Origin of the sequence: Vibrio sp. M260118, from assembly GCF_036533755.1 — a bacterium.
Classification (GTDB): domain Bacteria; phylum Pseudomonadota; class Gammaproteobacteria; order Enterobacterales; family Vibrionaceae; genus Vibrio.
In genome coordinates, this window is record NZ_JATABG010000392.1 from 1 (window position 1) to 3,067 (window position 3,067).

The 3,067-nt window shown below is 46.4% G+C and carries 3 protein-coding genes; 1 reads left to right on the top strand and 2 read right to left on the bottom strand.

What is annotated here, in order from left to right; all coding sequences use genetic code 11:
* Positions 1–537 precede the first annotated feature (537 nt).
* On the top strand, positions 538–1,383 hold the full coding sequence (locus QTO00_RS17275; RefSeq protein ID WP_331425879.1) for a magnesium transporter: 846 nt from the start codon (positions 538–540) through the stop codon (positions 1,381–1,383).
* On the opposite strand, the gene dacB is transcribed toward QTO00_RS17275, so the two are convergent.
* Positions 1,362–2,789, bottom strand: coding sequence for a serine-type D-Ala-D-Ala carboxypeptidase (gene dacB / locus QTO00_RS17280; RefSeq protein WP_331425878.1), 1,428 nt, complete (start codon positions 2,787–2,789; stop codon positions 1,362–1,364). The genes QTO00_RS17275 and dacB overlap by 22 nt on opposite strands.
* Positions 2,790–2,889: 100 nt before the next feature.
* Positions 2,890–3,067 (bottom strand): porin (locus QTO00_RS17285; protein ID WP_331425880.1); only part of this gene is annotated, 178 nt, incomplete at its 5' end.

A 3,067-nucleotide genomic window follows, 5' to 3' on the forward strand; every position in this document is an offset into this window, starting at 1 on the left:
GAGAAAGTGGCAGACTCTAAGTTTGCTCCTGAAGCCGGCACTTACGTGTTCCAAGTGGGTAAACGTAAATTTGCGCGTATCACAATTAAATAATCGCTGAGCGTTACAAATACCATTTTAAAAGCGTCTTTTTAGGCGCTTTTTTGTTGCCTATAATCTCATGGTCAACAATCCGCTCAAAAGGTTGACAAACCCTCTCCATTTGCTAAAAAATCGGCTGATCTCTCTAGCCACTTTTGTTATCATCCTCGCGCTGCCAATCTGGCAGTTTATTCGGAGACTTTTATGAACAATATCGACCATCCTCCTAGTATCAAAGGGGAAAAATAACTCGCTTCGGTATTGTCGTCTCACGCCTCTACCCTTGCGGTAGAAGGTTACTCATCTTGTTGTAAATCCTCACGTTTTTCTCCTTTAATTTCTAGAATCTAATACAACGACTCTGTACTTCAGCGTATGGACAAATATGTCTGTTTGTCACAATCAGTCAGTGTTGTATTTGATGGTCGTTACCTATTGCCAATCGGGAGATTCGCCATGACGGTAATGAGCAATACTTACATTGAAAACACCCCGCACTTTTCTCAAGAAGAGATTGGTGCTGCTCGCAATGCATTTTTGCAGTACGAGCAAACACAGCAAGTTCACCTACTCACTGTGATGCCTGTAGAAGAGGCGGTTGCCATCTTGCAACACTGTTCGGTGGGCTATGTACAGCAATTAATTGCGGCATTGGAGCTTGAAGGAAATGAAAAACTAGCGCGTCATTATGCGCATCAATTGGGCTTTATTCATTCTGAAGTAGAACCGTCTAGTGGCTACTTAGATACCTCGGTTGTTGAGCATGTCAAACAGCGTATTGGCTGGATTATTGCCCTTGCGTTGCTGGGGATTGTCTCAGGTCTTATCATCGCCCAATACGAAGATACACTGAGCCAACTAGTATTATTGGCGGTTTACATGCCAGTCATTGCGGCGGCGGGTGGCAACACCGGAACCCAAGCGGCGACTTTGGTGATACGCGCTTTAGCCACTGGAGAGCTGCGTAAGCGTCAATGGCTTGATGTGGTGTGGAAAGAGAGTCGCGTTGCCATCTGTTTAGCTTTTGCGATTTCCTTAGTCATGATTGGACGCATTATGCTGTTTAGTGATGGAAGCAGTAGCGGAGGATTTGCCCTAAGCACAATCGCACTAGCGATTGCTGTAGCCCTGTTTATTCAGGTGACGATGTCGACAACCCTTGGTGGCGTGCTACCGATTTTAGCGCGTGCTTTTCAGCTCGACCCGGCGGTACTAGTAAGCCCCGTGCTGGCCTCGATCGTTGATATTTCTGGTATGTGGATTTACTTTACTGTGGTCAACTACTTTTTAGGCATTGCCTGACTAAACTTAACAATTTCTTGGTAGAACAGGGTTTCAAATTTAGTAATTGGGGTGGTGACCGGCTTGGCATCACCCTTTACTTTAGGTGGATGGTAATCGGTTATAAATTGGACAAACAGCGCACTAGGTTGGCCCGATTTATCTAACCCATATCCGGCCATATTATAGCTGCCATAAACAGAGCCGCTTTTAGCAATTAGCTCACCTTTGATTGGGGCTTTACGCATGCTGCGGCGATATTTTAGCGTGCCATTGGTGCCTGACTTTGGCATTAATGCAATCAGCCCTAGCTGGCTATCGTGCTGCCAGATATAGCGTAGCACTGCCGCCATATTCTTTGCTGTGAATCGGTTGTTACGTGACAGACCAGAGCCGTCAGCCATTGGTGTATGTTCTATATCAATGCCAGTATGCGAAAACAGGATCTGCTTGATCGCTTTCGTGCCATTACCAAAGCTCCCGGCTTGAACAAAAAATTTGGCACCTAAGGTCTTAGTCAGGTTGTCGGCAATAAGGTTGTCCGACTTTCTAAGCATCCGTTTTAATAGCACAGTTAAAGGCTCAGAATAGTGGCGAGCCACAACAGAGCCTTGCGCCGGAGCGCCAAGTTTAATCGAACCATCGAGTTTAATATTCAGCTGTGAGAGCAGGGTATTGACCACTCGTTGGGTATACAGCGCAGGGTCTTGAACGGCAAACTTGAGTGGCAAAGGTTTAGCACGCTTCTGCAGACATCCTTGCAGTTGGTAGTGGTTATCAGGCGATGACAGCAATTCCAAACTGCATTGGGTGCTCTCTTGCTCAATTTTAGTGACGGATTGGGCATGAGTTGTGACATAGATAGGTTGGTGCTTAGGGACATGAACACGTGTACGTCCATCCGTTTGAGTGTAAATAGAGGCTTGCACACAGTTGTGATCCAACGAGATGGCACTGGCCGGAGCACTATAGCAGACACCTAGAATATCCCACGGCCAACCTACGGCGCGGTCATAACCGGTAAAGGCGCTGTTATCTAACCACAGATCACCACGAATATGATGGGTTCCAGCGTTTTTTAATCCGCCGAGCAGTTGTTTGAGGTTTTCTGTTGTTAGAGTAGGGTCGCCACTAAAGCGCAGCACAACATCTTGTCCTGTCTGCTCAATCTTGGTTTCATACCTAAACTCATCACCTAACTCAAGTTTAGCTGCCAGCGCTGTGACAATTTTAAGGGTACTTGCGGGCGGAAATAGCTGGTCTTGGTTATCGGTCTTTTGATAGTCCGCTTGCCCTTGAAGCCTCTCAATAGTAAGGGCGGCACGGCTGCCTGCTGGAAGCTCGTTGAGCGGGTTATATGCCCAAGATGAACTGGTCACTAGAGGTAATATCCAAATAAAGCTAGGAAGATAACGAACGCACGGCATAAGGATTCTCTAGTGGAAGATAAGAGTGGTCAGTATAGCGGGTAAAAAAAACGCCTGCTAGAGAGCAGGCGTGTTAGATTCATGACTTAGTGTCAGGACATTAGAAGTCGTAACGTAGACCTAGTGCTAGCTCGTCTTCAGCATCTGCTTTAGTTGCATTGCGAGTAACGCCGTCTTTGTAGAAGTTGTCACCAGCATCAACTAGGTTAAAGTTGTACGAGATGTACGTACGGAAGTTAGGCTTGAAGTAGTACGTTGCGTCGATAGCGATGTTATCC

Bases quoted from the DNA above. Each gene is read 5' to 3' on its own strand.
- QTO00_RS17275 (WP_331425879.1), top strand. From the start codon at position 538: ATGACGGTAATGAGCAATACTTACATTGAAAACACCCCGCACTTTTCT.
- dacB (WP_331425878.1), bottom strand. From the start codon at position 2,789: ATGCCGTGCGTTCGTTATCTTCCTAGCTTTATTTGGATATTACCTCTA.